This window comes from Streptomyces sp. NPDC043853, assembly GCF_056436025.1.
This window is the reverse complement of the sequence record NZ_JBWKDJ010000008.1, coordinates 70471-93447: the sequence shown is the minus strand read 5'-3', so window position 1 is coordinate 93447 and position 22977 is coordinate 70471. Positions and strand designations below refer to the sequence as shown.

18 protein-coding genes are annotated in these 22977 nt (G+C 74.4%); 14 read left to right on the top strand and 4 right to left on the bottom strand.

Annotated elements, in window-relative coordinates; translation table 11 throughout:
* The first annotated feature begins 44 nt into the window (after positions 1-44).
* The 5 genes from AC067U_RS21745 to sucD all read left to right on the top strand — a co-directional run bounded on the left by AC067U_RS21745 (position 45) and on the right by sucD (position 7390).
* Positions 45-1151 carry an ATP-binding protein gene (locus AC067U_RS21745; RefSeq protein ID WP_478831400.1) on the top strand — a complete coding sequence of 369 codons (1107 nt, stop codon included), beginning with the start codon at positions 45-47 and terminating at the stop codon, positions 1149-1151.
* The gene (locus AC067U_RS21740; RefSeq protein ID WP_478831399.1) at positions 1148-3490 is read left to right on the top strand and encodes a DUF5682 family protein; all 2343 of its coding nucleotides are present in this window, start codon (positions 1148-1150) and stop codon (positions 3488-3490) included. The genes AC067U_RS21745 and AC067U_RS21740 overlap by 4 nt, the downstream gene beginning before the upstream one ends.
* A 188-nt stretch (positions 3491-3678) precedes the next feature.
* Positions 3679-5088: a VWA domain-containing protein gene (locus AC067U_RS21735; protein WP_478831636.1), complete on the top strand. Its 1410-nt coding sequence runs from the start codon at positions 3679-3681 to the stop codon at positions 5086-5088.
* A 212-nt stretch (positions 5089-5300) separates the two neighbouring features.
* Complete coding sequence (gene sucC / locus AC067U_RS21730) at positions 5301-6482, top strand: ADP-forming succinate--CoA ligase subunit beta (protein WP_478831398.1); 1182 nt, start codon at positions 5301-5303, stop codon at positions 6480-6482.
* Positions 6483-6505: 23 nt separating this feature from the next.
* Entirely contained in the window at positions 6506-7390 is an 885-nt protein-coding gene (gene sucD, locus AC067U_RS21725; protein ID WP_478831397.1) for a succinate--CoA ligase subunit alpha, read from the top strand.
* Positions 7391-7481: 91 nt separating this feature from the next.
* Here the strand turns inward: sucD and AC067U_RS21720 are convergent, their stop codons facing one another.
* On the bottom strand, positions 7482-9065 hold the full coding sequence (locus tag AC067U_RS21720; protein ID WP_478831396.1) for a helix-turn-helix domain-containing protein: 1584 nt from the start codon (positions 9063-9065) through the stop codon (positions 7482-7484).
* Between the two features lie 110 nt (positions 9066-9175).
* On the opposite strand from AC067U_RS21720, the gene AC067U_RS21715 reads away from it, so the two are divergent.
* The gene (locus AC067U_RS21715; protein ID WP_478831395.1) at positions 9176-11296 is read left to right on the top strand and encodes a cell division protein PerM; all 2121 of its coding nucleotides are present in this window, start codon (positions 9176-9178) and stop codon (positions 11294-11296) included.
* 827 nt (positions 11297-12123) lie between these two features.
* Here the strand turns inward: AC067U_RS21715 and AC067U_RS21710 are convergent.
* Positions 12124-12738 (bottom strand): hypothetical protein, encoded by a 615-nt coding sequence (locus AC067U_RS21710; protein ID WP_478831394.1) that lies wholly within the window; start codon positions 12736-12738, stop codon positions 12124-12126.
* Positions 12739-12957: 219 nt separating this feature from the next.
* Between AC067U_RS21710 and purN the strand changes: the two genes are divergently transcribed.
* On the top strand, positions 12958-13581 hold the full coding sequence (purN, locus tag AC067U_RS21705; protein ID WP_478831393.1) for a phosphoribosylglycinamide formyltransferase: 624 nt from the start codon (positions 12958-12960) through the stop codon (positions 13579-13581).
* The gene (purH, locus tag AC067U_RS21700; protein ID WP_478831392.1) at positions 13578-15143 is read left to right on the top strand and encodes a bifunctional phosphoribosylaminoimidazolecarboxamide formyltransferase/IMP cyclohydrolase; all 1566 of its coding nucleotides are present in this window, start codon (positions 13578-13580) and stop codon (positions 15141-15143) included. The genes purN and purH overlap by 4 nt, the downstream gene beginning before the upstream one ends.
* A gap of 110 nt (positions 15144-15253) precedes the next feature.
* On the opposite strand, the gene AC067U_RS21695 is transcribed toward purH, so the two are convergent.
* Positions 15254-15895, bottom strand: a complete 642-nt coding sequence (locus AC067U_RS21695) for a hypothetical protein (RefSeq protein ID WP_478831391.1) — start codon at positions 15893-15895, stop codon at positions 15254-15256.
* A gap of 272 nt (positions 15896-16167) precedes the next feature.
* Between AC067U_RS21695 and AC067U_RS21690 the strand changes: the two genes are divergently transcribed.
* The 6 genes from AC067U_RS21690 to AC067U_RS21665 all read left to right on the top strand — a co-directional run bounded on the left by AC067U_RS21690 (position 16168) and on the right by AC067U_RS21665 (position 22399).
* Positions 16168-17028, top strand: coding sequence for a bifunctional methylenetetrahydrofolate dehydrogenase/methenyltetrahydrofolate cyclohydrolase (locus AC067U_RS21690; protein ID WP_478831390.1), 861 nt, complete (start codon positions 16168-16170; stop codon positions 17026-17028).
* Between the two features lie 16 nt (positions 17029-17044).
* Entirely contained in the window at positions 17045-17449 is a 405-nt protein-coding gene (locus AC067U_RS21685) for a DUF3017 domain-containing protein (RefSeq protein ID WP_478831389.1), read from the top strand.
* A gap of 296 nt (positions 17450-17745) precedes the next feature.
* Complete coding sequence (locus tag AC067U_RS21680; protein ID WP_478831388.1) at positions 17746-18735, top strand: malate dehydrogenase; 990 nt, start codon at positions 17746-17748, stop codon at positions 18733-18735.
* Between the two features lie 117 nt (positions 18736-18852).
* The gene (locus AC067U_RS21675; RefSeq protein WP_478831387.1) at positions 18853-20649 is read left to right on the top strand and encodes a hypothetical protein; all 1797 of its coding nucleotides are present in this window, start codon (positions 18853-18855) and stop codon (positions 20647-20649) included.
* A 22-nt stretch (positions 20650-20671) separates the two neighbouring features.
* Positions 20672-21070: a hypothetical protein gene (locus AC067U_RS21670; protein WP_478831386.1), complete on the top strand. Its 399-nt coding sequence runs from the start codon at positions 20672-20674 to the stop codon at positions 21068-21070.
* 396 nt (positions 21071-21466) lie between these two features.
* Positions 21467-22399 (top strand): hypothetical protein, encoded by a 933-nt coding sequence (locus AC067U_RS21665; protein WP_478831385.1) that lies wholly within the window; start codon positions 21467-21469, stop codon positions 22397-22399.
* Positions 22400-22416: 17 nt separating this feature from the next.
* On the opposite strand, the gene AC067U_RS21660 is transcribed toward AC067U_RS21665, so the two are convergent.
* Positions 22417-22869: a carboxymuconolactone decarboxylase family protein gene (locus AC067U_RS21660; RefSeq protein WP_478831635.1), complete on the bottom strand. Its 453-nt coding sequence runs from the start codon at positions 22867-22869 to the stop codon at positions 22417-22419.
* Between the last annotated feature and the right edge of the window lie 108 nt (positions 22870-22977).

The following is a 22977-nucleotide window of genomic DNA, read 5'->3' as shown; positions in this document are numbered from 1 at the left end:
GGTCGCAGCAGTCGGAAGCGGCTGCCGAGCCTGGAGGGGGATCCATGAGCACGCCCGACAACGGCACCGGAGCCGAGGTACTGCGACCGCACGCCGAGGACGCCTTCGCGGTGGAACTGAAAGCCCTGGCGGCACACGACGACCGGATCCGTCCGCCGCGCTGGAAGCTCTCCCCGTGGGCCGTCGCCACCTACCTCCTCGGCGGCACGCTCGACGACGGCACCGTGATCACCCCCAAGTACGTGGGCCCCCGCCGGATCGTCGAGGTGGCCGTCAGCACCCTGGCCACCGACCGCGCCCTGCTCCTGCTGGGCGTCCCCGGTACCGCCAAGACCTGGGTGTCGGAGCACCTCGCCGCAGCCGTCAGCGGAGACTCCACCCTGCTCGTCCAGGGCACCGCGGGCACCCCCGAGGAGGCCATCCGCTACGGCTGGAACTACGCCCGGCTGCTCGCCCACGGCCCCAGCCGCGAGGCCCTGGTCCCCAGCCCGGTCATGCGCGCCATGGCCGAGGGGATGACCGCCCGGGTCGAGGAGCTCACCCGCATCCCGGCCGACGTCCAGGACACCCTGATCACCGTCCTCTCCGAGAAGGTCCTGCCCATACCGGAGCTCGGGGAGGAGGTGCAGGCGGTCCGCGGCTTCAACCTCATCGCCACCGCCAACGACCGCGACCGGGGGGTCAACGAGCTCTCCAGCGCCCTGCGCCGCCGGTTCAACACGGTGGTCCTGCCGCTGCCCGGCACCGCCGAGGCCGAGGTGGACATCGTGGCCCGCCGGGTCGGGCAGCTGGGCCGCGCCCTGGACCTGCCGCAGGCCCCCGAGGGCCTCGACGAGATCCGCCGGGTGGTCACCGTCTTCCGGGAGCTGCGCGAGGGCGTCACCGGTGACGGCCGGACGAAGGTGAAGTCGCCGAGCGGCACCCTGTCCACCGCCGAGGCCATCTCCGTGGTCACCAGCGGCCTCTCCCTGGCCGCCCACTTCGGCGACGGGGTGCTGCGGCCCTCCGATGTGGCCGCCGGCATCCTCGGCGCCGTGGTCCGCGACCCGGCGGCCGACCGGACCGTCTGGCAGGAGTACCTGGAGACCGTCGTCCGCGAGCGGGACGGCTGGAAGGACTTCTACCGCGCCTGCCGCGAGGTGACCGCATGAGCTCCGCGGGAGCCGGGGCGGGCCCGGTGCTCCTCGGGGTGCGGCACCACGGGCCGGGCTCCGCCCGGGCGGTGCGGGCCGCACTGGACGCGGCCCGTCCGTCGGCCGTGCTGATCGAGGGCCCGCCCGAGGGGGACGCCCTGCTGCCACTGGCCGCCGACCCCGGCATGCGACCGCCGGTCGCCCTGCTGGCGCACGCGGCCGAGGACCCCGGCCGGGCCGCGTTCTGGCCGCTGGCCGCGTTCTCCCCGGAGTGGGTCGCCCTCCGCTGGGCCCAGGACGCCGGGGTGCCGGTCCGGTTCATCGACCTGCCCGCCGCGCACACACTGGCCGACGGCCCCGGCCCCGCCGACGACGCGGTGGAAGAGGGGTCCGTACGCCTGGACCCCCTGGCCGTGCTGGCCGAAGTGGCCGGGTACGACGACCCCGAGCGCTGGTGGGAGGACGTGGTCGAACACCGCGGCGCCCAGTCCGGCACTCCCGCCGGAACACCCGCCGACGCACTCGCCCCCTTCGAGGCGATCGCCGAGGCGATGGCGGCACTGCGCGAGGCCGCGGGCGACGGCGGCCACCACCGGGACCTGGTGCGCGAGGCGTACATGCGGCAGAAGATGCGCGCCGCCCGGCGGGAGTTCGGCACCGGATTCGCCGTGGTCTGCGGGGCCTGGCACGTCCCCGCGCTGCGCGCCCGGACCACCGTGGCCGCCGACCGGGCGCTGCTGGCCGGACTGCCCAAGGCGAAGGTGGAGACCGCCTGGGTGCCCTGGACCCACCGCCGGCTCGCCCGGGCCGGCGGATACGGGGCGGGCATCACCTCCCCCGGCTGGTACGCGCACCTGTTCGCCGCACCGGACCGGCCCGTCGAGCGCTGGCTGACCAAGGTGGCCGGCCTGCTGCGCGCGGAGGACCGGCAGGTGTCCCCGGGCCATGTGATCGAGGCGGTCCGGCTGGCCGGGACGCTGGCCGCGGTGCGCGGCCGTCCGCTGCCCGGCCTCTCGGAGACCATGGACGCGGTCCGGGCGGTCCTGTGCGAGGGCTCGGACGTGCCGCTCGCCCTCGTCGAGGAGCGGCTGGTCGTCGGGGACGCCCTCGGCGAGGTGCCGGACACCGCGCCGGCCGTCCCGCTGCAGCGGGACCTGACCCGGCAGCAGCGCTCGTTGCGGCTCAAGCCGGAGGCGCAGGAGCGGGAGCTCGAACTCGACCTCCGCAAGGACACCGACGCGGACCGGAGCAGGCTGCTGCACCGGCTGCGCCTGCTGGGCATCGGCTGGGGCACGCCCACGGCCTCCCGGGGCAGCACCGGGACCTTCCGCGAGACCTGGCGGCTGTGCTGGCAGCCGGAACTCTCGGTGCGGGTGGCCGAGGCAGGCGTCTGGGGGACCACGGTGGCGGCCGCCGCCACCGCCCGGGCCGAGGCCGACGCGGCCGCCGCCGGAGAGCTCGGCGAGGTCACCTCGCTCGCCGAGCAGTGCCTGCTCGCCGGGCTGTCCGAGGCCCTGCCGGCCGTCCTGGCGGCGCTCGCCGACCGGGCCGCGCTGGACACCGACGTGGCCCGGCTGGCGAAGGCCCTGCCCGCGCTGGCCCGCTCCCTGCGCTACGGCGACGTCCGCGGCACCGGCACCACCGCCCTCGGCACGGTGGCCGCGGGCCTCGCCGAGCGCATCTGCGTGGCCCTTCCGCCCGCCTGCGCGGCCGGCCTGGACCCGGACGCCGCGGCGGAGCTGCGCGCCCACCTGGACGCGGTCCACGGAGCGGTCGGCCTGCTCTGCGCCGCCTCCGGCACGACCGGCACCGGCGGCGGCCCGCGGCAGCCCGGGCTGCGGGACAGGTGGGGGGCCGTGCTGCGGGCGCTGGCCGGGCGGCAGAGCGTGCCCGGCCTGATCCGCGGCCGGGCGGTGCGGCTGCTGCTGGACGACGGACGCATGGACGCCGGGGAAACGGCCCGGCTGATGGGACTGGCGCTGTCCCCGGCTGCCACGCCCGCCGACGCGGCCGGCTGGATCGAGGGCTTCGCCGGCGGCGGCGCGGGCGGCGGCACCCTGCTCGTCCACGACGAACGGCTGCTGGGACTGATCGACGCCTGGCTGACCGGCGTACCGGCCGGCGCGTTCACCGACGTACTGCCGCTGCTGCGGCGCACCTTCGGGGCGTACGAGCCGGGCGTCCGGCGGTCCCTGGGCGAACTGGTCCGCCGCGGCCCGGCCGCCGCGAGATCAGCGACCGCCGCCGGAGCGGCCCCGGAGGGCTTCGCCCCGGACCTGGATCCGGACCGCGCGGACGCGGTGGTCCCGCTGGCCCTCCTCCTGCTCGGCACCACCCCGGCGGCGGGAGCGGGCTGACCGTGCCCCGGCTGCCGGGCCGACCGAAACGGTCCGCGGCACCGGCCTGGCCCGCGACCTGCCCGGCCGAGGAAGGGCGTGACCCGTCGTGGTCGGGCCGACGTGACGACCGAAGGACCGACGACATGGCCGACGAGATCACCGACGACATGAGCGACGACATGAGCGACGACATGGGGGACGGACGCATGACGCAGCCTCACACCAACGGGCCGGCGGGCCGCCAGGCCGATCCGGTCGGCGCCATCGGCACCACCGGGCCGGCCCCCCACGCCGAGCCGCGTCGAGGCCCCTCCGGCGGCACGGGCCCGACCGGCGGCACCCGTACGGCGGGTGGCGCCGGTGCGGCCGACACCCCCACGGACAGCCGTACGGGCACGGGGACCCGGACCGGCACCGGGACCGGCACGGATGCAGAGCCCCGGGAGCCCGCCGCAGGCGAAAGGCTGCGGCGGTGGCGGCTGGTGCTCGGCGGGGGAGAGGACGACGGGACCGGCCACCGGCTCAGCGGGCGGGACGCGGCCATGGACGCCGCGCTCGGCGCGCTCTACGGGGACGCGGCCGGGACCGGCGGGAAGGCCCGCCGGGCGGGGGAGCGCTCCGCCGGGCTGGGCGGGTCGGCGCCGTCGGTGGCCCGCTGGCTGGGGGACATCCGCACGTACTTCCCGAGTTCCGTCGTACAGGTGATGCAGCGCGACGCCATCGACCGGCTGGGGCTGGCGGCCCTGTTGCTGGAGCCGGAGATGCTGGAGGCCGTCGAACCGGACGTGCACCTGGTCGGCACCCTGCTCTCGCTCAACAAGGCGATGCCGGAGACGACCAGGGAGACGGCCCGGGCGGTGGTCCGCAAGGTGGTCGGGCAGCTGGAGGAGCAGCTGGCCGACCGTACGCGCTCCACCCTCACCGGCGCCCTGGACCGCTCGGCGCGGACCAGCCGCCCCCGGCACCGGGACATCGACTGGGACCGCACCATCCGGGCGAACCTGAAGAACTACCTTCCCGAGCACCGCACGGTCGTGCCCGAGCGGCTGATCGGCTACGGCCGGGCGGGCCGGTCGGTGCAGAAGGAGGTCATCCTCTGCATCGACCAGTCCGGCTCGATGGCCGCCTCCGTCGTCTACGCCTCCGTCTTCGGCGCCGTCCTGGCCTCCATGCGGTCCCTCGCCACCCGGCTGGTCGTCTTCGACACCTCGGTGGTGGACCTGACCGACCAGCTCGACGACCCGGTCGACGTCCTGTTCGGTACCCGGCTGGGCGGCGGCACCGACATCAACCGGGCCCTGGCCTACTGCCAGTCGAAGATCACCCGTCCCGCCGACACGATCGTCGTCCTGATCAGTGATCTCTACGAGGGCGGCATCCGCGACGAGATGCTGGGACGGGTCGCCGCGATGAAGGCCGCCGGCGTGCAGTTCACCGCCCTCCTCGCGCTCTCCGACGAGGGAGCCCCCTCATACGACCGGGACCACGCGGCCGCCCTGGCCGCCCTCGGGGCGCCCGCTTTCGCCTGTACGCCCGACCGTTTCCCGGAGGTGATGGCCGCCGCGATCGAGAAGCGGGAAGTCGTCGGATCGCACGAATTTCCGGGTTCGGGATGAGGGGATCTGTGACAGGTATCACCGCTCCGGTGTGACCTGCGATTTAGGGACCCGTGGCCCACGGGGATAACCTGCGAGACGGACATGCCGCGTCCACGGTCACCGTGTGCGCTTCCCCAGTGACAGCGCCGTCACGTTGCCCTCCGCGGCACGCCCACGCAGAAAACGCGATCACTGCGAAGCGAATTCTTCAATACAAGGGACGGACGCGCGTGGACCTGTTCGAGTACCAGGCGAGGGACCTCTTCGCCAAGCACGGTGTACCGGTGCTGGCCGGTGAAGTCATCGACACGCCTGAGGCGGCTCGCGAGGCCACCGAGCGGCTGGGCGGCAAGTCGGTCGTCAAGGCGCAGGTGAAGGTCGGCGGCCGCGGCAAGGCCGGCGGCGTCAAGCTCGCCGCCACCCCGGACGAGGCCGTCGCCCGCGCGACGGACATCCTGGGCATGGACATCAAGGGCCACACGGTCCACAAGGTGATGATCGCCGAGACCGCGCCGGAGATCCTGGAGGAGTACTACGTCTCCTACCTCCTGGACCGCACCAACCGCACCTTCCTGGCCATGGCCTCCGTCGCCGGCGGCATGGACATCGAGGAGGTCGCCGCGACGACCCCCGAGAAGCTCGCCAAGGTGCCGGTGAACGCCAACGAGGGCGTCTCCATCGAGAAGGCCCGCGAGATCGTCGCGCTGGCCCAGTTCCCGGCCGAGGTCGCCGAGAAGGTCGCCGAGGTCCTCGTGACCCTGTGGGACACCTTCGTCGCCGAGGACGCGCTCCTCGTCGAGGTCAACCCCCTCGCCAAGGTCGCCTCCGGCGAGGTCATCGCCCTCGACGGCAAGGTCTCGCTCGACGAGAACGCCGAGTTCCGCCAGCCGGGCCACGAGGAGTTCGTGGACCACGCGGCCGCGAACCCGCTCGAGGCCGCCGCCAAGGAGAAGAACCTCAACTACGTCAAGCTCGACGGTGAGGTCGGCATCATCGGCAACGGCGCGGGTCTCGTCATGAGCACCCTGGACGTCGTCGCCTACGCCGGTGAGAACCACGGCGGCGTCAAGCCCGCCAACTTCCTCGACATCGGCGGTGGCGCCTCCGCCGCCGTCATGGCCAACGGTCTCGAGATCATCCTCGGCGACCCGGACGTCAAGTCGGTCTTCGTCAACGTCTTCGGTGGCATCACCGCGTGCGACGAGGTCGCCAACGGCATCGTCCAGGCCCTCCAGCTGCTCAAGGACAAGGGCGAAGAGGTCACCAAGCCGCTCGTCGTCCGCCTCGACGGCAACAACGCCGAGCTGGGTCGCAAGATCCTGTCGGACGCCAACCACCCGCTGGTTCAGCGCGTGGACACCATGGACGGCGCGGCCGACAAGGCCGCCGAGCTCGCTGCGGCTGCGAAGTAAAGGGACGAGGTCACAGACTCACCATGGCTATCTTCCTCAACAAGGACAGCAAGGTCATCGTCCAGGGCATGACCGGTGCCACGGGCATGAAGCACACCAAGCTGATGCTCGCCGACGGCACGAACATCGTCGGCGGCGTGAACCCGCGCAAGGCCGGCACCACCGTCGACTTCGACGGCACCGAGGTCCCGGTCTTCGGCTCGGTCGCCGAGGCGATGGAGAAGACGGGCGCCAACGTCTCCGTCCTCTTCGTCCCGCCGGCCTTCGCCAAGGCCGCCGTCGTCGAGGCCATCGACGCCGAGATCCCGCTCGCCGTGGTCATCACCGAGGGCATCGCGGTCCACGACTCCGCCGCCTTCTGGGCGTACGCGACCGCCAAGGGCAACAAGACCCGGATCATCGGCCCGAACTGCCCCGGCCTGATCACCCCCGGCCAGTCCAACGCCGGCATCATCCCGGGCGACATCACCAAGCCCGGCAAGATCGGTCTCGTGTCCAAGTCCGGCACGCTGACCTACCAGATGATGTACGAGCTGCGCGACATCGGCTTCACCTCCGCCGTCGGCATCGGTGGCGACCCGGTCATCGGCACCACCCACATCGACGCCCTGGAGGCGTTCGAGGCCGACCCCGACACCGAGCTGATCGTCATGATCGGTGAGATCGGCGGCGACGCCGAGGAGCGTGCGGCGGACTTCATCGCGAAGAACGTCACCAAGCCGGTCGTCGGCTACGTCGCGGGCTTCACCGCCCCCGAGGGCAAGACCATGGGCCACGCCGGCGCCATCGTCTCCGGCTCCTCCGGCACCGCGCAGGCCAAGAAGGAGGCCCTCGAGGCCGCCGGCGTCAAGGTCGGCAAGACGCCGACCGAGACCGCGAAGCTGGCCCGCGAGATCCTGAACGGCTGATCTCCGGCCCTTCCGCACAGACGGGCGTGGCCCGCACCCCCTTCGGGTGCGGGCCACGCCCGTTTCCGTTTCCGTCTCGTTCCCGGTCGCCTCACTCGACGCGGGGGACCAGGCGCGCGGGGCCGGACAGCGGCTCGGACCGGAGCTTCTCCTGGAGCTGTCTGGCCTGCTCGGTGAGCAGCTGGGGGCCGTGGCGCGGGGGCACCCCGGGCACGGAGGCGCCGGGCGCGACCGGCGGCACGTAACGGGTGGGCGCGGTCACGACGGTGTAGGCGGTGGCGACCGCGATGGCCACGGTCAGCCCGAGGGCCGCGCGGGTCCAGAACCGCATCCGGTGCTCACCGGCCAGCCGTACGACCTGGGCCGGGCGCGGCTCCAGGCGTACGGAGGGGACCAGCGCGCCCAGCCGTTCGCGCAGCAGCGCGGACCGCCGGTCGGCCGGTACGCCGGCCAGGTCGGGCAGCCGGGCGGCGAGGCCCGCGTGTGCGTGGAGCAGCCGCTTGCCGGCGGTGGGGGTGCTGGCCTCGGTCTCGGCGGCGGCGTCGGGCAGGTCGAGTCCGATGCCGTCGTAGAGGAGCACGGTCCGCCGGTACGAGGGGGGCAGCGCGAGCATCGCGTCGAGCAGGGCGCGGTCGGCGAGGTCGGCCGGGGCCCGGTCGGGGTGCCGGTGGGCGCGGCGGAACCGGTGCCAGGGCGAGAGCGCGTGCTCGTACGCCGCCGATCGCACCCAGCCGACCGGGTCGGGGTCGGTGGCGACCTGCGGCCAGCGGTCCCAGGCGAGCTGGAAGGCGCGCTCGACGGCCTCCAGCGCGAGTGCGCGGCGGCCGGTGAGCAGGTAGACCTGCCGCAGCAAGGCGGGGGCGGTGTAGTCGTAGAGCGCCTCGAAGGCGGTGTCGGGGGTGTACCCGGCCTCCGGCGCGGGAGCCGGGGCCGGGGCGTGCGCCGGCACGAGGGGGCTGGCCGCGGCGGGGGCTTCCGGGCCGTCACCGCCGCCGTTGCTGTCACTGTCATTGTCACTGCCACCGCCACCGTCGGCGGCGGTGCCGAAGCCGACGCCGGGCGAGGGCCCTTGGGCGGGCTGTGAGCCGGCCCGGGGCGGGGCCTGGTGGGCGTGCCCGGTGAAGGTGCCCAGCCCGGTCGTCGTGCCCAGTCCGCCCGTCGTGCCGAGTCCGGAGGCCGGTCCGGACGCGGGTGGCTTCGGGGCGCGCCTGGTCGTCGGTCTGGCGGCGGCCGCGGGCGCGGCATCGGGCCGGGTGCCGGCCGGGCCGCCGGTGCCCTTGGCGAACGCCCGTACGGCGCCGGCGACCCGCGGGGCGGGCTGCCCGGAGGTCTCCGCCCCGGCCGCCGCGGTCTCCGTCGCGGCAGCTCCGCTGCCCTCGTGGCCCTCGCGCCCCTCCGTCCGCGCGTCCGAGCCCTCCTCGGCTCCGCCATCCGGCTGGTCGTCATCCTCCTCGACCTGCTTGCGGAGTTCGTCCAGAAGCTTGGCGTACGCCTGGCGCTTGCGGCCGCGGGGGTCGGCACGGCCGGTCTCCCAGGCGCGGATGGTGCTGGCGGTGACGTGGAGCGCCGCCGCGATCTCATCGTGCGTCAGTTCACCGGCCTCGCGCAGTCTGCGGCGTTCCTTGGGCGACGGGAGGGCAGACGGCTCGGCGGCCGCGTCCACGCTCTGGGTCATGCCACACCCCGGCAGGTCTGGGCGAAAAAGTACATAACCGTATATTGGGCGACACCACGGGTATTCGCCTGTTACGCGACCTCGGCGCGTGTCGTTGGGACCATGGCGGGGTGACCCAAGTGACCGAACGCGGGACGCCGTTGCCGACTCCTCCGTGGGCGGGCCGGCGCCGCCGTACGCCTGCGGCCGCCGCCTGCGTACTGGGCGGTGCGATGGCCGCCGGGCTGGGGCTCGGTTCCCTGGCCGTACTCGTCATGGTGCTGTGGATCAGCTCGCCGTACCCCGACAGCGGGCCGGGCGGCGCGCTGCACGTGGCGGCCGGGCTGTGGCTGCTCGCCCACGGCGCCGAGCTGATCAGGTACGACACGCTGTCCGGGGTGCCGGCGCCGGTGGGGCTGACGCCCCTTCTGCTGGTGTCCCTGCCCGTGCTGTTGATCCGGCGGGCGGCCCGGCTCGCGGTGGAGGACGGGGGGTTGCCGGGCAGTGCCGTGTTCTCCGCGGTGACCTGTGGCTACCTGGTGGTGGGAGCGGGTGCGACCGCGTACGCGGCGGGCGGGCCGCTGCCGGCCGATCCGCTGAGCGCGGCCTGGCACGTGCCGCTGGTGGCGGTGGCCGCGGCGGCCTGGGGGGTGTGGGCGGCGTTGCCGTCGCGGTGGCCGGGGTGGTTGCCGGGATGGTTGCCGGGGGGCGTGCGGAGGGAGCTCGCGCGCTCCCGGTACGCGCTGGCTCTGCGCGCGGGGGGCGCGGGGGCGTTCGTCTTGCTCGGTGGCGGGGCACTGGTGGTGGGTGCGTCGCTGGTGTGGCACGGGGCGGCGGTCCAGCAGTCCTTCCTCCAGCTGACGGGGGTGTGGTCGGGGCGGTTCGCGGTGCTCCTGCTGGCGCTGGCGCTGGTGCCGAACGCGGTGGTGTGGGGGGCGGCGTACGGGCTCGGGCCGGGGTTCGCGCTGGGTGCGGGGGCGACGGCGACGCCCCTGGCCTTCGCGGGGTCGCCGGCGCTGCCGCGCTTCCCGCTGCTGGCGGCGCTGCCGTCGGCCGGGCCGGGGTCAGTGCTGACGGGGTTGGTGCTGGTGGTGCCGGTGGTGGCCGGGGTGGTGGTGGGGTGGTTCGCGGTGCGGCGGGGGCGCGAGGTGCCCTACGGCGAGGCGGCGCTGACGGCGGCACTGGGCGGGCTGGTGTGCGGGGTGCTCATGGCCGCGCTGGCGGTGGCGGCCGGGGGGCCGCTGGGGACGGGGGCGCTGGCGGAGTTCGGGCCGGTGTGGTGGGAGACGGGCGCGGCGGGGGCGGCGTGGACGGCGGCGGTGGGCGTACCGGTCGCGGTCGCGGTACGGGGATGGCGCGGGCGGTTCGGCGGGGTCGAACCGGAGGGCGGCGAGGAATGGCACGTGGCGGGTGTGCGGGAACTGCGCTGGGCGGCCCTCCGCGACGCGATCACCCCCGCGGACCCGCAGGCCCCTACGGCGGCGGCCCCGCCACCGGCCTGGGCGGCCGCTGCGGCCCCCGGCGCGGCGGCACCGACCCCGGCCCCGGCGGCCCCCGGGGCGGCGGCCCCGGCCCCAGCCCCGGCCCCGGCGGCACCTGCGTCGGCCGATGCCGCGCCGACGGCTCCGACACCGGCCGCTGCCCCGCCGACGGCTCCGACACCGGCCGCTGCGGCCCCCGGGGCCCCTCCTCCGGCCGCTACCTCGGTCTCTGCCCCAGCGGCCTCCGGGTCGGCCCCGGCGACCCCCGCCCCGGCCTCGGCGGCACCTGCGTCGGCCCCGGCGGTACCTGCGTCGGTCTCCGCCCCAGCCGCCTCCGGGCCGGCCCCGGCGGCCCCTGTCCCGGCACCCTCGCCCCCGGCCCCGCCGACGGCCCCGACGACGTCGGCCGCGGACCAGGGGAGGGCCTCGGCCCCAGCGGCCCCCGCCCCTGCCGCCGCTGCGGCGGCCCCTGGCCCTGCCACTGCCCCGCCGACGCGCGCCGGGGCGACACCTGCCCCGGGCCCGGTCGGGCCCCTGGCCCCTGCCGCTCCGGCCGCTGCCGGGCATCCGGCGACGGTGGCGTCCGCGGGTGGGCCTTCGCCCGCCGGCGAGCCCCCGGCGCCGACTCCTGCTGCCCTCGGGACTCCGCCCCAGGGCGGGGACACGGAGCGGCAGACTCCGCTGCCCGGAGGTGCTCCGCCAGAGCCGCCACGGCTGGCGCCGGGTGTGTCGGGGGCGCGGGTCCTGACCCGGCGGGACCGGCTGGCGTAGCCGGGCCCTGCGGGCAATTCGCCACCCCGTCCCCCCGGACTCCGTCCGGGGGGACCCCACCCCGAAACGCCTCGAACGCCGGCGCGGCTCCCCCACCACGGCGCCTCCGGCGCTGCCGCCCCGCCGCCTTCCGGCGGCAGAGGCCCGAAGGGCTTCCCTCCGTTGGCGAGAGGTCGCCGTGTCGCGGAGGCGGAACCGGCCCGGCTCGCGCCGGCGCCTGCGAGGCCTGGGCAGGGGACGGGGGCCGCCCTCGGTGTGACTGGTGCCAGTGGCGGGCGCCCGGGAGGACCGTCCCGCCGTGCCTCCAGCGGGCCGGGTGAGCCGGCCGCGACCTCTTCGTTCGCGCCCACGGGCGTGGCCGTCCCGCCGCCCTGAGATGCCGCGGGCTCCGGCGGGAGCGGCGTGCGGGGTTCGTGCCTGCGGCGCAGGTGGTCGACCGGTTGCGGCGGTGGAGGGGTGTGGTGTGGCCTCCCGCCTACGCGCCTGCGGCGGGGTCGGCCTGCCGCTTTGCGGTGCTGAGGGGTTCGGCCGTGGCTCAGCCCGGCCATGGCTCCGGCGGGAGCGGCGTGCGGGGTTCGCGCCTGGGGCGTGGCCGTTTCGCTGCCTGGTGCCGACGGGGCGGACGCGGGGCTCAGTGCCCGAGATGCCCCCGGTGGGGCGGGGTGGGGGAGCGGGCGCGCCCTCGCCCCCCGTCGGCGCGCGCGGTGCGGGCGATCGCCCCCCTCCGGGTGTGGAGGGCGCGGCTCGCCCGGCACCGCGCCTCCGGCGCCGGGGAGGGGGCTGACGGGGAGGGCGGGCCGTGGGGAACCGTCAAAGGCCCCGCAGGGTCATCGCTTGACGCCGATCAGTTCGCGCAGCGGCTTCGGGAGTTCGTCGTTGCACTTCAGTTCCGCGGTGCGGGTCAGGGCGTCGTCGCGGCAGACGTAGAAGTCCTTGTACGCGATCTGCAGGGTGTACGAGGACGCCGCCACCAACAGGGCCAGGGACGCCGTGATCAGACCGCCGACCGCCGCGGTGCGCTGGGGCTTGGCGTACGCCGCGGGGACGGGGGCCGGGGCCGGGGCGGGGGTGGTGCCCCCGGTCGCGTCCGGCGCCTTCGGCGTTCCGCGCAGCGCGCTCACGCCCCAGTACAGGGCCAGCGCGCCCAGCAGGAGGCCCATGGACGGGATGCCGAAGAGGCCGAAGAAGAAGCCCCACATGCCGGCCAGCAGGGCGTAGCGGGCCCGCCGCTGGACCGGGTCGGTCGGGTCCCAGCGGGCCGGGCCGCCGCCCATGCCGGTGCCGGGGCCGCCGCCGGGCCCGCCCTCCTGGCGCTGGTGCTCGTCCGCGCCGTGGCGGGGCTGCCACGGCTGGTCGGGCCGCCCCTCCGGGGGCGCCGCGAACGGGTTGTCGTCGTCCTTGGGCGTGGGGGTCGGGGCGGAGGACTGAGGGCGGTCCGGCATCGGGTGCGTTTCTTCCCCTGGGTCGAATGGGTCGAGTGAACAGAGCGGTTGTCCTTGTCAATGCCAGACGCTACCGCCCGGGGCTGGGACCGTCCCTCGGGGGCCGTCCGCTCTGCCGGTATCGTTGCAGGCGGTCGGTCGCTTCGTAGGGTCCCCCGTATACGAGGGGTTCCGATTTTCGTGCGATCGCACAAGATGTAGTCGCGAGAAAGGGCCCCCATGGCCGCCTCCCGCCTGGTCGTGCTGGTCTCCGGTTCCGGCACCAACCTCCAGGCCCTGCTCGATGCCATCGACTCCCACCCCGGCGGGCCCGAGGGTTTCGGCGCGCGCGTCGTCGCCGTGGGCGCCGACCGGCACGGCATCGCCGGGCTGGAGCGGGCCGAGAAGGCCGGCATCCCGACCTTCGTGTGCCCGGTCAAGGAGTACGGCAGTCGCGAGGAGTGGGACCGGGCGCTCGCCGGGGCCACCGCCGCGTACGAACCCGACCTCGTCGTGTCCGCCGGGTTCATGAAGATCGTGGGCAAGGAGTTCCTGGAGCGGTTCGGGGGACGGTTCGTCAACACCCACCCCGCCCTGCTGCCCGCCTTCCCCGGCGCGCACGGCGTCCGCGACGCGCTCGCCTACGGGGCGAAGGTCACCGGCTGCACCGTCCACTTCGTGGACGACGGCGTGGACACCGGACCGATCATCGCCCAGGGTGTGGTCGAGGTCCGTGACGAGGACGACGAAGCCGCTCTCCACGAGCGCATCAAGGAAGTCGAGCGCAGGCTGCTCGTCGAGGTCGTGGGGCGACTGGCCCGGCACGGCTACCGCATTGAGGGACGAAAGGTAACGATCCAGTGACCACCACGCAGCGGGCGATCCGCCGGGCGCTGATCAGCGTGTACGACAAGACCGGACTGGAGGAGCTCGCCCGCGGGCTGCACGAGGCGGGCGTCTCGCTGGTCTCCACCGGGTCGACCGCCTCGAAGATCGCCGCCGCGGGCGTCCCGGTCACCAAGGTCGAGGAGCTCACCGGCTTCCCCGAGTGCCTGGACGGCCGGGTCAAGACCCTGCACCCCCGCGTGCACGCCGGCATCCTCGCCGACCTGCGCCTGGACAGCCACCGCGAGCAGCTCGCCGAGCTCGGTGTCGAGCCCTTCGACCTGGTCGTGGTGAACCTCTACCCGTTCCGGGAGACCGTCGCCTCCGGCGCCACCCCCGACGAGTGCGTGGAGCAGATCGACATCGGCGGCCCGTCGATGGTCCGCGCCGCGGCCAAGAACCACCCCTCCGTCGCCGTGGTCACCAGCCCGGCCCGCTACGCCGACGTCCTCGCGGCCGTCCAGGCCGGCGGCTTCGAGCTGTCCGCCCGCAAGCGGCTGGCCGCCGAGGCCTTCCAGCACACCGCGGCCTACGACGTGGCCGTGGCCTCCTGGTTCACGAATGCGTACGCGCCCGAGAGCGAGCAGGAGGGGGACCTGCCCGAGTTCCTCGCCGGGGCCTGGGAGCGCAAGGCCGGCCTGCGCTACGGCGAGAACCCGCACCAGGCGGCCGCCCTCTACTCCGACGGGCAGCCGGGCGGGCTCGCCAACGCCGAGCAGCTGCACGGCAAGGAGATGTCCTTCAACAACTACGTGGACACCGAGGCCGCCCGCCGGGCCGCCTACGACCACGACGAGCCCTGCGTCGCGATCATCAAGCACGCCAACCCGTGCGGCATCGCGATCGGCGCGGACGTCGCCGAGGCCCACCGCAAGGCCCACGCCTGCGACCCGCTGTCCGCCTTCGGCGGCGTGATCGCCGTGAACCGCCCGGTCACCGTGGCGATGGCCGAGCAGGTGGCGGAGATCTTCACCGAGGTCATCGCGGCCCCGGCGTACGAGGACGGGGCCGTCGAGGTCCTCGCCCGGAAGAAGAACATCCGCGTGCTGAAGGTGGACGGCACCCCGCACCAGCCGGGCGACCTGAAGCCGATCAGCGGCGGTGTGCTGCTCCAGCAGTCCGACGTGCTCCAGGCCGAGGGCGACGACCCGGCGAACTGGACCCTGGCGACGGGCGAGGCCCTGTCTGCTGCGGACCTGGCCGAGCTGGCCTTCGCCTGGAAGGCGTGCCGCGCGGTGAAGTCGAACGCGATCCTGCTGGCCAAGGACGGTGCCTCGGTCGGCGTCGGCATGGGCCAGGTCAACCGGGTGGACTCGGCCAAGCTCGCGGTCGAGCGGGCCGGCGCGGAGCGCGCGCAGGGCTCGTACGCCGCGTCCGACGCCTTCTTCCCGTTCCCGGACGGGCTGGAGATCCTGACCGGCGCGGGCGTCAAGGCGGTCGTCCAGCCGGGCGGTTCGGTCCGTGACGAGCAGGTCATCGAGGCGGCCGAGGCGGCCGGCGTGACCATGTACTTCACCGGGACCCGGCACTTCTTCCACTGAGTTCCTGGGGCCCTGGGGCCCTGAGTTCCTGGGGCCCTGGGCGCCGCACGGCGAAGGCCCCCGTTCCGCACGGTGTGCGGGGCGGGGGCCTTCGCCGTGGCGGGAGCGGGTTACGGGCGCTTGAAGTAGGCGCCCGCGGCCGAGTTGGACAGGCCCGCGATGGTCCAGATGCCCAGCGCCAGCGAGATCAGCGTCAGGATGACGGAGAACACGATGCCGCCGGCCGCGGCGTCCGCTTCCGACAGCGCGACCAGGTTGACCAGCAGGCTGATCGCGGCGAACAGCGCCTGCAGCGAGCCGTAGATGATGCCGGAGACGCGGACGCCGCCGCGGCCCTTGCCCAGCTTGGCGGCGGTCAGGATCGGCCACAGCGAGAAGGCGATCAGGGCGAGGCCCACGACCACGGCGACGCCGCCGGCCAGCGCGCCCAGGTCCTGCGCCTCGGAGGAGCTGGAGTCGCTGCTGGCCGCGGCGAAGATCCCGCCGACGAGCAGCACGATCACGCCGCCGAGGGCCTGCAGGCCGCCCTGGATGAACAGGATCACGCGGGCCGCGACCACGCCGCCGGGCATTCCGACCGGCATGCCCGCGGGGTAGCCGGCGCCCGGTCCCGCCGGGTAGCCGTAGCCCGCCTGCTGCGGGTAGCCGTACGCGGCCTGCTGCGGAATGCCCTGCGGGGCCTGCTGCGGGTAGCCGTACTGGGGCTGACCCTGTGGGGCCCCGTACGGGTTGTTCGGGTCGCCGAAGCTCATGGTGGGGTGTTCCTCCGTGGGTGGGGACGCGCGGCCCGCGCGGAGGAAACACAGAGACTGAGCGGTCCGCCCCCCGGCACTGTCCGCGGTATTTTCCGGCCATCGTGGTGGTACGCCCGGTGACTTGTCCAGCTGACCGGGCAGTTGTACGGCGAGTTGTTGTGCAAGTGCAACCCGTTGCGCACACCTTCGGGACAACTGCGGCACACCGCCGTCGCGCCGCCCGGTCGGCCGACTGGAACCGGGGCGGGTCCATCCGGAAGGATGGGTACATGACCGCCCAGATTCTCGACGGCAAGGCCACCGCAGCCGCGATCAAGTCCGAACTCACCACCCGCGTCGAGGCGCTCAGGGCCCGGGGCGTGGTCCCCGGTCTCGGCACCCTGCTGGTCGGCGACGACCCGGGCAGCCGCTGGTACGTCAACGGCAAGCACAAGGACTGTGCCGAGGTCGGCATCGAGTCCATCCGGCGCGAACTGCCCGCGACGGCCACCCAGGAAGAGATCGAGGCGGTCGTCCACGAGCTCAACGAGGACCCGGCCTGCACCGGCTACATCGTGCAACTGCCACTCCCCAAGGGCATCGACACCAACCGGGTCCTGATGTTGATGGACCCGGCCAAGGACGCCGACGGCCTGCACCCGACCTCGCTCGGGCACCTGGTGCTCAACGAGCCGGGTCCGCTGCCCTGCACCCCGTACGGCATCGTGCAGCTGCTGCGCCACCACGGCGTGGAGATCAACGGCGCGCACGTCGTGGTCCTCGGGCGCGGCATCACCGTGGGCCGCTCCATCGGCCTGCTGCTCACCCGCAAGTCGGAGAACGCGACCGTCACCCTCTGCCACACCGGCACCCGCGACCTGTCCGGGCTGCTGCGGCAGGCGGACATCATCGTGGCCGCGGCCGGCGTCCCGCACCTGGTCAAGCCGGAGGACGTCAAGCCGGGCGCGGCGGTGCTCGACGTCGGCGTCAGCCGCGACGAGGCCGGGAAGATCGTCGGCGACGTGCACCCGGGCGTGGAGCAGGTGGCCGCCTGGATCTCCCCGAACCCCGGCGGAGTGGGCCCGATGACCCGGGCCCAGCTGCTGGTGAACGTGGTCGAGGCGGCGGAACGGGCGGCCAGTGCGGGCTGAGCAGGGAGAACGACCGGTGGTTGACCACGGCGAGCGGAAGTCACGGCGCTTCCCCTCCGTCACCCAGGACACCGCCCGCCCCGAGGGCGGCGGCCGCGCGGCACCGGGCGACGCGCCCGCACCGGCCCGCCAGTGGCCCATGCTCAGCGTGCTGGCGGCGACCGCGGCCGGACTGCTGTTCACCGCCTTCGGGCATCCCCGGGTCGGCTGCCTGATCATCGGGGTGGTGCTGATCGCGGCCGCCGTGCTGCGCCAGGTGCTGCCGTCGGTGGGCATGCTCGCGGTCCGGTCCCGCTTCACGGACGTGGTGATGTACGGGCTGCTCGGCGGGGCGATCACGATGCTCGCGCTGATGATCGAGCCCGATTCGCTGGTGGAGGTCCCCTTCCTGGAGGACAGCGTCCGGTTCATCGTCCGCTGACGGGGCGAAGCAACAGGATGAAGCAAGAGGGTGAAGCAATAGGGTGAAGCGCCGGACTGGAGCAACAGGGTGAAGACCGGCCGGTGTCCCCGCTGACGGGGTGAGCACCGGCCGGCTGCCCCCGGCGGCCGGATCTGTCGCATCGACCAAGGTCGAACGCCGTTCGCGCCTTCAAACCACCGGCGCCGTGTGCCACGTACCACAGGTACCCGGGAGTCGGCCCCTGTCGAGGTCGGATAGCCTGCGCACATGGGGCAGGGACACGCCCCACCGCCAGCTGTCTAACGGAGAAGGCCATGACCCGCACTCCCGTGAATGTCACCGTGACCGGCGCCGCCGGCCAGATCGGCTACGCGCTGCTCTTCCGCATCGCGTCCGGCCACCTGCTCGGCGCGGACGTGCCGGTCAACCTGCGCCTCCTTGAGATCCCGCAGGGCCTCAAGGCCGCCGAGGGCACCGCCATGGAGCTCGACGACTGCGCCTTCCCGCTGCTGCGCGGCATCGAGATCACCGACGACGCCAACAAGGCGTTCGACGGCGCGAACGTCGCCCTGCTGGTCGGCGCCCGCCCCCGCACCGCGGGCATGGAGCGCGGTGACCTGCTCTCCGCCAACGGCGGCATCTTCAAGCCGCAGGGCAAGGCCATCAACGACAACGCCGCGGACGACATCAAGGTCCTGGTCGTCGGCAACCCGGCCAACACCAACGCCCTGATCGCCCAGGCCGCCGCCCCGGACGTACCGGCGGAGCGCTTCACCGCGATGACCCGCCTGGACCACAACCGCGCGATCTCGCAGCTGGCCGCCAAGACCGGTGCCGCCGTCTCCGACATCAAGCGCCTGACCATCTGGGGCAACCACTCCGCCACCCAGTACCCGGACATCTTCCACGCGGAGATCGCCGGCAAGAACGCCGCCGAGGTCGTGAACGACGAGGCGTGGCTGGCCGACACCTTCATCCCGACCGTCGCCAAGCGCGGCGCCGCGATCATCGAGGCCCGTGGCGCGTCCTCGGCCGCCTCCGCCGCGAACGCCGCCATCGACCACGTCCACACCTGGGTCAACGGCACCGCCGCGGGCGACTGGACCTCCATGGGCATCCCGTCGGACGGCTCCTACGGCGTCCCGGAGGGTCTGATCTCCTCCTTCCCGGTCGTCTGCAAGGACGGCAAGTACGAGATCGTCCAGGGCCTGGACATCAACGAGTTCTCCCGCACCCGCATCGACGCCTCGGTCGCCGAGCTCGCCGAGGAGCGCGACGCGGTCCGCGAGCTCGGCCTGATCTGATCCGGCCCCGAGCCGCACGCGCGGTTTTGTCCTGAAAGAGCCCCGGCCAAACCAGGCCGGGGCTCTTTGGCGCAAAACCGCCTGTCGATCCATGTAGGCCGAAAATAAAGTCGGCCGGTGACCGACTCCCCCATCCCTCCGCAGTCCACCGGCGACGGCTGGGACGACCCACGGAACGGCCGCCCGCCGGTCCACCCCTCCCTCAGCGAAGCAGGCCGACTGCTGTGCGCGGGGACGTACATCGACGCGGTCTTCCGCGACCGGGTCATCCACGAGCTCTACGTCCACGAGGAGCGGCTCGCCGCCCCCTCCCACGGCTACGACGCCACCCGGGTGCTTGCCCACGCGCTGCGCGCGCGCCGCGCCGAGCTCGGCTGGGCCGCCGCCGTCCTCCTCACCTGGCTGGTCGGCTTCCTGCTCACCGACTGGCTGCTGCTCCTGCTGTTCGTCCCCTTCCTGGTCTTCGCCCTGGCCCGCTGGCTGGGCTCCCGGGGCTCGGCCCTGCTGAGGGTCGTCGGCGTGCTGCTGCGGGTCTACGCCGTCCTCTTCCTGGTCACACTGCTGCTCCTGGTGATCGGCCTGGGCGGGGACGTGACCGACCTCCTGCTGGAGGTGTTCGGCGCGGACGGCTCTTCGTCCGGCTCCTGGTCCGGTTCCTGGTCCGGTTCCGACTACGGTCCCTACGGGCCGTCCTACGACTCCCCGTACGACTCCGCGCGCGGCTCCGATCTCGACCTGTCGAGCTCCCTGGAGCTCTGGGGGGTGCTCGGCCTCTTCGCCGGCCTGGTCACCCTGGTCGCCCTGCAGCGGGGACACGTCGCCCGGACCATCGCGGGCGACCTCAACCCGACCCGGTACGCCGACCACGCGCACGACCCCGCCGAGGCCTCGCCCGGCGCCCGCCACGAGCGGATCCGCCGGCGCATCCGCAACGAGCAGTGGTCACCCCTGGTCGTCTACGACGTCAACGACCCGCTGTGCGGCTCCGGCGAGCCCTTCCGGCCCTGGCACCTCTCCGTGGAGCTCCGCCCGCGCGCCGACCTCGGCCCGGACCGCAAGCCGGTCCCGCCCACCAACGCCGACCTGCTCGGCAGGATCGTCCCCCGGCTGCAGCAGCTGCGGGTGCCGTCCCCGCACGGCTCCCGGCAGGTGCAGGAACTGGTCCGGGACCGCCTGCGCGAGCTGGTCATCGAAGAGGTCGTCCACCTGCCGGCCGACGGGCTGGCGCACCGCGACAACGCCCCGGTCCAGGCGGAGGCGTTCGCGGAGCACCGGGCCGCCTCCATCGAGGAGGGCGGCGAGCGCCGCCGCCACTTCCTGCGGGTCCGGGTCGGCGGCTGGGACGAGAACCTGGTGGTCACCGTGTTCGTACGGGTGCACACCCAGGGCGGCATGCTGATGCTGGAGGTCGCCCCGCACGTGCTGCTCCCGCTGCCGGTCGCCTTCCTGAACGCGGACGCCGACGCCCACCGCCACCTGCGGAACAACTGGATCGGCAAGGCGGCCTGGGCCCTGGTGCACACGCCTCGGTCCTTCACGGCCTCGGTCGTCACCCTGGGCCGTGGCGTGGCGAGCTGGTGGCGGATCGTCACCGGCGGCCACGGCGGGGCGCGTCCGGAGGGGGCCTGGGCGTCGGTGCGCGAACTGGCCTCGCAGGACAACGGGACGATCTTCCACCTGATGGACCTCGACCGGTACCGGAAGACCATCGAGGACCGGGTGGTGGCAGGGGTGACCGAGGCCCTGCACGAAGCCGGCTGGCACACCGAGGAGTTCGCGCAGCGGGCCGCGGTCATCGTCAACTCGGGCGGGACGTACATCCGGGAGGCGAACCACAGCGCGTTCAGCGTGGGAGGCTCCGGACACACCATCAGCGCCGGACACACCGGCAGGGGGAACGGCAGTGGCAGGTAACGCGAACGACGGGAGCGGCGGCGTGGGTGCCGGGAGCGGCGTGGGCGGCGGGAACGGCGCGGGCGACCGGCCGGCGGTGGTGCTGGGCGACGTCAGCGGCAGCGCCTTCAGCATCGGCGGCAGCAACCACACGATCAGCGTGACGCATCATTACGGCGGGGACACCGGCCCCGGGCCGGAGGAACTGCTGGAGGCCGTACGGGAGCTGCGGGCCGCCCTGGTCCGGCTGCCCCGCAGCGCCGACCGTACGGCCCTGGACGGTGAACTCGACGAGGCGGCCGGGGACCTGGAGGAGGCGGAGGAGATCCGCCCCGGGGTCCTGGCGCGGCTGCGCGGCGCACTGGACCGCTGGGCTCCGCTGGTGGAGTCGGTCAGCGCGGCGGCCGCACTGGCCGGCCTGCTGACCGCGTTGGGCGGCTGAGCGATGGCCTCCTCCACGCCCCGCTGGGACCCGGTGACCCAGCGCTGGACCACCTCCGGAGATCCCGCGGCCCCGGCGCCGGGAGTTCCGGAGTACGGCCCGGAGCCCTCCGGCCCGGCAGACCCGGCCCCGGCTCCGGCTCCGGCTCCGGCTCCGGCTCCGGACAACGGTCCGCAACCGGCCGACCCGGCGGAGCAGGCCCCGGGGGAGCCGTCGGCGGGGGCTCCGGTCCCGGCCACGGCCCCGTCGCCGTCCCCGAACCCCGCCCCGGGCGAGTGGTGGGCAGGTCCGGCCGCGTCCGAGGCCGTCACGGCCGCGGGCCCGGGGTGGCCGGGCGCTGCCCCGAACCACGGCCCGACGCCGACGCCGCCGCCGAACCCGGCCCAGGCATGGCCGGTGCCGCGGCAGGGAGGTCCGGCCCCGGCGGACGCGTCGCCGCCCGCGGGGCCGGGGTGGCCCGTCCCGCCGCAGGTCTGGTCCGGGCCCGGTCCCGCCGCGCCGCCGCTCCCGCCCCTGCCCCCGGCGGCCTACGCACCCCTGCCGCCGGCGCCGCACGACCCCCGTACGCGCGGCCGGCTGGTCCCGGTGACGGCGGGCATCGCCGTCGCGGCGGTGGCGCTGGGCGCGGCCGCCGTGTGGTTCGTACAGCGGGACGACTCCGGGGCGAAGCCGGAGCTGCACGGTCCGGTGGTGCCGTCCGGCAGTGCCTCGGCCGCTCCGTCCGCGCCGGAGACGCCGCTGCCGTCGGCCGACACGCCCTCGGGGGCCCCGTCCGGGACCCCGTCCCCGATGCCGTCCGGGACTCCGTCCGCGACGGGCTCCCCCTCGGCCGGCGCCTCCGGTCCCCCGTCGGATCCGTCGGCCCCGTCGGCCCCGTCCGATCCCACGGGATCGCACCGCACGGTCCGGGACGCCGACGGCTTCACCGTCGCCGTCCCCCAGGGATGGAACCGGGAGAAGAGCGGGAACGGCGTGTTCTACCGTTCGCCCGACCGGAGCGCGCTGCTCCAGGTCTTCCGGGTGACCGAGGCGGACCTGAGCCCGCTCGACGCCGTACGGGCCGCCTCCGGGCACCTGCGCAGCCAGCCCAACACACCGAACTACGTGGAGATCAGCCTCGGCACGGTCGGTGGCGGAACGGACGCCGCGGAGCTGGTCTACGCCTACGACAGCGCGGAGTCCCGGGGCCGCCGGCACGGCATCGAACGGGTCTTCCTCGCCGCCGACGGCTCCAAGTGGGCCGTGCTGGCCGCCGGCCCGGCCACCGCGCCGGACACCGTGCGGCAGAACCTGGCGGCGGCGCTGGCCGCGTTCAGGCCCGGCGGGTGACCGGGACGCGGTGCGGCTCAGTGCTTGAACATGCCGGGCTTGTAGTGGCCCGGCACCGAGCGGGTGGTGACGCCGAACCGGTTCCAGGCGTTGATCGTCGTGATCACGGCGATCAGCCGGGCCAGTTCGGCCTCCTCGAACTGCTCGGCCGCCCGCGCGTACACCTCGTCCGGGACGAACCCGTCCGTGAGGACGGTGACCGCCTCGGTCAGCTCCAGCGCGGCCAGCTCCTTCTCGGTGTAGAAGTGCCGGGATTCCCGCCAGGCGCTCAGCTGGATCAGCCGCTCGGCGGTCTCGCCCGCTGCGAGGGCGTCCTTGGCGTGCATGTCGAGGCAGAAGGCGCACTGGTTGACCTGTGAGGCGCGGGTCTTGACCAGCTCGACCAGGACCGGGTCGAGGTCCTTCTTGGCGGCGATCTCCAGGTTGACCATCGCCTTGTAGACGTCCGGCGCGAGGCTGTGCCACTGCATCCGGGCCCGCTCTTCGGGGGCGAAGCGCTGGTCAGGGGCGGGCTGAGCGTGTTGGGCGGTCTGGGTCTGGACGGTCTGGGTGGTCTGCTCCGTGTTGATCGTCATGTG

What these genes read in the sequence shown, in the direction of transcription:
- AC067U_RS21740 (WP_478831399.1), top strand. Translation starts at nt 1,148, where the DNA reads ATGAGCTCCGCGGGAGCCGGGGCGGGCCCGGTGCTCCTCGGGGTGCGG.
- AC067U_RS21735 (WP_478831636.1), top strand. Translation starts at nt 3,679, where the DNA reads ATGACGCAGCCTCACACCAACGGGCCGGCGGGCCGCCAGGCCGATCCG.
- AC067U_RS21695 (WP_478831391.1), bottom strand. Translation starts at nt 15,895, where the DNA reads ATGAGCTTCGGCGACCCGAACAACCCGTACGGGGCCCCACAGGGTCAG.
- sucD (WP_478831397.1), top strand. Translation starts at nt 6,506, where the DNA reads ATGGCTATCTTCCTCAACAAGGACAGCAAGGTCATCGTCCAGGGCATG.
- AC067U_RS21720 (WP_478831396.1), bottom strand. Translation starts at nt 9,065, where the DNA reads ATGACCCAGAGCGTGGACGCGGCCGCCGAGCCGTCTGCCCTCCCGTCG.
- purN (WP_478831393.1), top strand. Translation starts at nt 12,958, where the DNA reads ATGGCCGCCTCCCGCCTGGTCGTGCTGGTCTCCGGTTCCGGCACCAAC.
- AC067U_RS21660 (WP_478831635.1), bottom strand. Translation starts at nt 22,869, where the DNA reads ATGCAGTGGCACAGCCTCGCGCCGGACGTCTACAAGGCGATGGTCAAC.
- AC067U_RS21745 (WP_478831400.1), top strand. Translation starts at nt 45, where the DNA reads ATGAGCACGCCCGACAACGGCACCGGAGCCGAGGTACTGCGACCGCAC.
- AC067U_RS21710 (WP_478831394.1), bottom strand. Translation starts at nt 12,738, where the DNA reads ATGCCGGACCGCCCTCAGTCCTCCGCCCCGACCCCCACGCCCAAGGAC.
- AC067U_RS21680 (WP_478831388.1), top strand. Translation starts at nt 17,746, where the DNA reads ATGACCCGCACTCCCGTGAATGTCACCGTGACCGGCGCCGCCGGCCAG.
- AC067U_RS21690 (WP_478831390.1), top strand. Translation starts at nt 16,168, where the DNA reads ATGACCGCCCAGATTCTCGACGGCAAGGCCACCGCAGCCGCGATCAAG.